This is a genomic window from Cyanobium sp. BA5m-10 (assembly GCF_024346255.1).
In the GTDB taxonomy this organism is placed as follows: domain Bacteria; phylum Cyanobacteriota; class Cyanobacteriia; order PCC-6307; family Cyanobiaceae; genus Cyanobium_A; species Cyanobium_A usitatum.
The window spans coordinates 1-5811 of sequence record NZ_JAGQCP010000087.1 but is presented as its reverse complement, the minus strand read 5'-3'; the positions used below and the strand labels follow the sequence as shown (position 1 = coordinate 5811).

Below are 5811 nucleotides of genomic sequence, written 5' to 3'. Positions count from 1 at the left end.
GGAATCAGTGCAGCATGGAGATCTAAGTCCTCACCTAATGAGCCCTGGCGGTAGGGGACAGGTCCTCCAATGGGCAGGTCGGCCAACATCTTAGCTTCGGCAGCAGTACAGCCGTTCTACTCCTGGTGAGGAGCGCTTGGCTCAGCTGCCTGCTTCTAGCCAGGGCACAAGCTTCATATCCCCCACCTTGTTCCAGGTTTTGCATTTGGGATCGGCCAACCGGCCCGCCCTTGGTGACGACCAAGATGGGTGCCCCATGCCAGCCGACCCGCCAAAGCTGCTCATCGCCCGCCAACACGATCAAATCGCCAGTGGCGGGGTGATTGAGGTCTGAGGGCATCGCTGCAGCGAAGAAACCCATTGGCGGGTCGATACCAAACCGCATCCCCCTCCGCCGCGAGCGGAACAAGGACTGACCCCAGGTGGATTGCTCGATGGATCGTCCGCCAGGTGGCTCAGTTTTCGATGTCGCCTGACAGCCGCCGGGTGCTTCAGCAGGTCGACCGCTAGTGCCATAGCCGCCAGGAGCTGATAGGCACTGACCGCCAGCTGGGCCATCGACTGACCAAAGGCGACCTGATGCCTGGCTGGAGCCCCACAACGCGGCGGAAGTGCAGGGAGGGGATAAAGCCTCCAATTACTGAGCCCCAACGCTTCTGTAAAGACTGGCGTTCTCTAGTCAGCCACCTGCCCTAGCCAGTCCCCCGAGCCCGCTCGAGCCACACAGCGAGGCCGGGCGCGACAGCATGTAACGAAGTCGTTACATGGCTCTCATGACTGTCGGAGAAGTCTTTCTGGAGTCCCTCTCCAGCGGTGTGATCACGGAACGAAAGATCGCCTGGGTCGCTTCCCAGCAGGCTGCTTTTGCCCGCCACGAAGAAGCCCTGGCGATTCGGTTGGGGCGCCTAATGGACGAGGGGCAGATCAACCTTGGCTGCCGCCTGCCAAGTCGACTTGTTCAGCACAAGGTTGTGGTGAACGAATGGATCGAACCGCTGGGCCGGCGCCGCGGCAGAGAGACCGTTTGCGCCTGAAATCGCAGTAGCACTAATGACTCAAGAGCAAAAACTCCACTACTGGCAGAACATGCGCACTGCCATGGAGGCTGCCGGCCAGACCTCAGGCGCCATCTACAAGCGCGCCCTTGTGATCAGCCAGGGTCTACCAGATCCTCTTGCAATCCCCGAGGGTGCTCAGCCCTGACTGCAGCTTCCATCAGCGGGTGGATGGCGGTCCTGGCCTTCTAAATTGTTTCTCTGAGATCGTCGCTGAGAAGGACTCTGCCCTGGGCCCTCCGATCGTCTACCACCCGGCCTATTCAGCTCCGCTGCCGAGCAGCCATCGCTTTCCGATGGCGAAATTCCAGCAGCTCCACTCCCTGCTGCTGAAGAAGGGGATAGCGTCGCCGAGCCAGCTGCACACACCTCTACCAGCACCCCGCCGCTGGCTCGAGCTGGTACATCAACGCAGTTACCACGAGGCTTTCGCCAGAGACAAACTCAGTGCCGCCGATCAGCGCCGTATCGGTCTTCCCGCCACCACTCCCTTAGTGCAGCGCACCTGGCTGGCGGTTGGGGGGACGGTGCTCACAGCCCGATTGGCGCTTCGCTACGGGGTGGCCTGCCACCTTGCCGGCGGCACTCACCATGCCTTCTCTGATTACGGCAGTGGCTTTTGCATCTTCAACGACTGCGCCGTGACGGCCCGTGTGCTCCTGGCCGAGGGCGCCGTGGAGCGATTAATGGTGGTCGATCTCGACGTGCACCAGGGTGATGCCACAGCGGCGATCTTTGCTACGGACCCACGGGTGTTCACTTTCTCCGTCCACTGCGCCAGCAACTTTCCGCTGCGTAAACAGAGCAGCGACGTCGACGTCGACCTTGACGATGGGGTGGAAGACCTTGACTACATCAGAGCTATCGGCGATCTAATTCCCGACCTGCTCGATCAGCATCGGCCCCAACTAGTGCTCTACAACGCAGGGGTGGATCCCCATAGAGACGATCGCCTCGGACGGCTCTGCCTAAGTAGCGAAGGGCTACTAAACCGCGACCGGCTTGTGCTCAATGCCTGCCTAAGGCGCGGCATCCCAATTGCCACCGTGATAGGTGGCGGCTACGACCTATTGGAGCCACTCGTAGAGCGCCACAGCCTGGTGTTCCGGGCCGCCGCAGAGCAGGCCAGACTTCATCGGCTCTAAACAGATCTCAATCATCCGCCCAGATGTAGCTGGTGAGCAGGGCACAAGTGTTCGTGGCCTACGTGGGCCCTGATCACCTACGGCTGCCGGCCTGCGGAAGTTTTCTCCCTGAAGCCAAAGGTTTGCACGGCGACAATTAGATAGGCTGGCGCGTACGTAGTTGACACCGGGCAAAAGGTTGTTGGCACAGCAGCAGCGCATGATGGGACTATTAATTACTGCGGTGACGATGCATATTCTGGTGAATGGACCAAAGGCTGTTTCCCGATTCTGGTTCGAGAGGGGGCTGGGGAGGACAGAGAATGAGCCTGGTCAATTCCTGATTGCTCCACAACGCTATGCCTGCTGATGTGGTGATCGGAGGGAAAACGCTGCGATTGGTAAGGCGAAGCGATGTCGCCGTTGCCCTGCGTGTGGCAGCCCATTTCCAGCGCCGCATCGCTGAGGATGACTGGCGCCCCTACCAGAGCAGAAAGGATGCGGTACGGGCCTGGACCCGGCTGGGCGGCATCCGCCTTCAGGTGATGGAAGCACTGAGCCTGTTGAACGAATCCTGAACCTCTGCTGCGCCCACAGCACAAGGGCTTACGGACACGCAGGGCAGATCGGCTGAGAGCCGGGGTCTACTGGTCCTTGATCTCACCAAACAGCCGGGCGCTCAGGCAGGTCCTGCGCCAGTGCCATAGCCGCCTGGAGCTGCTTGCTATGCACTGCCCGCGTCCTTAGAGGAAGTCTGTCATTCGCAGCTGTACTCACTGCAGCCGCTGGAGCCATAAACAAAAGTCTATAATATTTAGAGATGTGTTAACTAACAATTTTTGCTGATCGTTGAAGTTCGGTAGTGGTGCGGCTTTCCGCCTCGCACCCACCAAGACGTGATCGCGAACATTGGGTGGTCTGACATTCATTCTTTCAAATGTCCACTGAAGTTAAAAATTGGGCAACGGTAGCAACCGCAATGGAAGCTCAGGGCGCAACGGATAGTCAGATGTACATCCGAGCAAGAGCTCTTGCCAATGGTGAGGTCGACCCATTGCCTACAAGCTTCCCCCCAGCCCCTTTTACAATCTCAGAAGTCCAATAGTAAAACCCATAAACAGCAAGGTCCCTTACATGGGGCTTTGCTCCACCAATAACATGTCCAATCACCGACTTTCACTGGAGCAAAAGTTCCGACTGGAGACAGCGTTCCGCGAGATTGATGCTTGCGATGACATTGAAATGCTTCGCGAAGTTGCAAAACAAATAATTACCTCCGAAGAAAATGAAAAAGCCGCAGTGCGGGAAGCAATCACGCAGATCAGGAGGGAACTGGAGGTAGAATTTAGTAATAAATATCGCAACCATAATAATTATGCATCTATTGCAAATCAGGATTTTTAGTAGTCCATTTTTGCCTATTACTTTGTTTTGGGAGCCCCAGTTGCAACAACTCAAACCCTAGTCACAGCCTTGATTTGACACCCGCGACGCCACCAAAAAAGTGACGGCGAGTGATAGAAGCCAAGGATTGCACTGGGCCCCGAGCTCAGCCCTTCACCTTGAGCCACACTGCCAGCAGCTTGTGGCGGTCCTGATTGCTACTCGCACAAAGTGGGGCCAATGAACTCAGAACAGCTTCAGGGCCTAGCTGTGCTGGCTCTGGCGATGGTGCCGGTGGCTCTGCTGTGGTGGGTCTGGATCCGGATGCTGGACTGATTGCTGCCTGCTGCCGCTGTGCCCAGTTCACCCCTATCGGCGCCAACCACGACGGCGAAACACCAAAAACTCTTCACGGAGTCGCTCGTGAAGGGGTGTGATGTCGACCATCTGCTCCCGTGCCGGCACATTCACGACAGACCCGGTCCGTTCCGCCTCCTTCCTGAGTTGACGCAACACCGGAATCAAGATCAGGGCAATGACGAGACTTGTCATTAACAGCACCGGCAGGACGCTGACTGTCATCGCCACGAACAAGGCCGCTGCCAGCACTTGTCCGGCGACTGCCAACCACCTTGGTCTCGCCCTACTCGGCAACTGCTTCATCCTTCAACCCTAAGGGGGCTCCTTTAACCCAATGCGCCCGTAGATTTATCTGCCTGGTTTTAGGTGTTTCTCGAAAACCGCTGGCACATATTTGATGCCCGCCACAACATCCCGCGCTGCGGCCGGGTGCTGATTGCCCGCGGCCGCGATGCTGCAGATGTGCCCTTTCTGCGCTCCTTTGGGGAGCATGAGCTGGTGGGGTTTGCGGTCACCACTGAGCTCGCTGCAGCCGCCCCGCTGCTGGCCTGAACTGACGGTGCTGAGCCGCTGGATCTGAGCCCCTTAGCTCAGAACCACTCCATTAGCGCCTTGGCCTACGACGAAGGCGGCAGCGGTTGGTGGCCGCTCTCCACGCTCGTGTTTGAGCAGTAACTGGGGAGGAGGGCCTCAGCCCCCACCCACCAGCTGCTTGCGCAGAGCCTCAAGAGCCTTCTTCTGGGCCCGCTGCACCGACATGGCGCTGATTTGCAGCTGCTCTGCTGCAGCCCGCAGCGATAGGCCCTCAAGGATGGTGAGCCTCAGGGCCGTGGCTTGAGCTGCCGGCAGCTGATCTACTAGCTGCTCCAGCGCCAGATCATCAGCGGGGCCGGCTGCTTCTTGCTCTGGGCTGGCCAGCTGATCGAGCAGGCAGGGCTCGCCAGCGGCGTGGCCATCAAGGCTGATATGACCCAGGGGGCATTGACCCTGCTCATGCAGCTGGCGTGGGATGCGCACCAGCCGCACCCGATCGCGCAGGTGATGCTGGAGGGCACCTGAAATGCAGCGGCGCAGATAGGGCTCAGCTGGCTCACCCGCTTTGCAGCGCAGCACTGAACGGAGCAGGGATTCTCTAGCTACCTGGATCAGATCCTCCCGCTCGACCAAAGGGAAGAAGCGGCGGGCTACAGCTGAAGCAACGGCATCAGCCAGAGGCAGGTGCTGGAGCACCAGGGCATCGCGGGCACGGAGGGCAGAGCGGGAAAGCGGGGCAGCCATCTGGGGACGGCAGAGAACCCCACCCCCAACGGCTAGCCGCAGGGATGTGACAAGGACGCCCCACCGGGGCGCATGGCCCGATCCTTGACGCAGCGCGAGGACTGGACGAGGGATTTAGGTGGGTGTTTGACGGCTCGGTGGCAACCAGCCCCAACGGCCCCGCTACGGCTGAAAGGTCCCAGCCCTAGGGATCTGCCAGCACGGCCTGTATCGGATGCCCAGTTGACACTGCTGCAGGGAAGCTGAGGCCGGCATGGCCATCAACGGGAAGCGGCAATCCCAGCCTCCTTTTTCGCATGAGAAATGGCTGCAAAGGGGAAGGGGTGGGCAACAGTGAACTCGCTGCGATTCACGGCCATGCAACTGATCCAACTGGAGCGGGACGACTGGAACTTCTTCTGCCCGGCTACCGGTGAGCCTGTTTTTAAGGAGACGGGAGAGCCCAATGCCTCAACGGTGCGTGGCTTCTGGTGCCATGAGGTGCAGCGGCGTCCCATGGAGTGGTGTAACTCGGGGGGATCAGCCCCGGCGTAGCCGGGGCTGACGGCTCGCCTCCCTCAGACATCAGCTGTGGCAATGGGTGGGCCGGTCTGTGACCCTGTTCGGAGAAC

Annotated in this window: 9 protein-coding genes; 7 read left to right on the top strand and 2 right to left on the bottom strand. The window is 59.4% G+C overall.

Annotation, left to right across the window (positions count from 1 at the left end):
• Window positions 1–773: 773 nt before the first annotated feature.
• The 5 genes from KBY85_RS15610 (at window position 774) to KBY85_RS15590 (ending at window position 3583) form a co-directional block, all read left to right on the top strand.
• Entirely contained in the window at window positions 774–1034 is a 261-nt protein-coding gene (locus tag KBY85_RS15610) for a hypothetical protein (protein WP_254962378.1), read from the top strand.
• Between the two features lie 16 nt (window positions 1035–1050).
• Complete coding sequence (locus KBY85_RS15605; RefSeq protein WP_254962377.1) at window positions 1051–1203, top strand: hypothetical protein; 153 nt, start codon at window positions 1051–1053, stop codon at window positions 1201–1203.
• An 82-nt stretch (window positions 1204–1285) separates the two neighbouring features.
• Window positions 1286–2200: a histone deacetylase gene (locus KBY85_RS15600; RefSeq protein WP_254930882.1), complete on the top strand. Its 915-nt coding sequence runs from the start codon at window positions 1286–1288 to the stop codon at window positions 2198–2200.
• Between the two features lie 338 nt (window positions 2201–2538).
• Entirely contained in the window at window positions 2539–2757 is a 219-nt protein-coding gene (locus KBY85_RS15595; protein WP_254930876.1) for a hypothetical protein, read from the top strand.
• Window positions 2758–3337: 580 nt separating this feature from the next.
• Complete coding sequence (locus KBY85_RS15590; protein WP_254930877.1) at window positions 3338–3583, top strand: hypothetical protein; 246 nt, start codon at window positions 3338–3340, stop codon at window positions 3581–3583.
• Window positions 3584–3931: 348 nt separating this feature from the next.
• Here KBY85_RS15590 and KBY85_RS15585 read toward each other — a convergent pair whose 3' ends face one another.
• Window positions 3932–4144, bottom strand: coding sequence for a hypothetical protein (locus KBY85_RS15585; protein ID WP_254962376.1), 213 nt, complete (start codon window positions 4142–4144; stop codon window positions 3932–3934).
• Window positions 4145–4288: 144 nt separating this feature from the next.
• Here KBY85_RS15585 and KBY85_RS15580 point away from each other — a divergent pair, with 144 nt between their 5' ends.
• Window positions 4289–4474: a hypothetical protein gene (locus KBY85_RS15580; RefSeq protein ID WP_254930879.1), complete on the top strand. Its 186-nt coding sequence runs from the start codon at window positions 4289–4291 to the stop codon at window positions 4472–4474.
• Window positions 4475–4612: 138 nt separating this feature from the next.
• Here the strand turns inward: KBY85_RS15580 and KBY85_RS15575 are convergent, their stop codons facing one another.
• On the bottom strand, window positions 4613–5200 hold the full coding sequence (locus KBY85_RS15575; protein WP_254930883.1) for a sigma-70 family RNA polymerase sigma factor: 588 nt from the start codon (window positions 5198–5200) through the stop codon (window positions 4613–4615).
• A 357-nt stretch (window positions 5201–5557) separates the two neighbouring features.
• Here KBY85_RS15575 and KBY85_RS15570 point away from each other — a divergent pair, with 357 nt between their 5' ends.
• The gene (locus KBY85_RS15570) at window positions 5558–5734 is read left to right on the top strand and encodes a hypothetical protein (protein WP_254962375.1); all 177 of its coding nucleotides are present in this window, start codon (window positions 5558–5560) and stop codon (window positions 5732–5734) included.
• The last annotated feature ends 77 nt before the right edge of the window (window positions 5735–5811 follow it).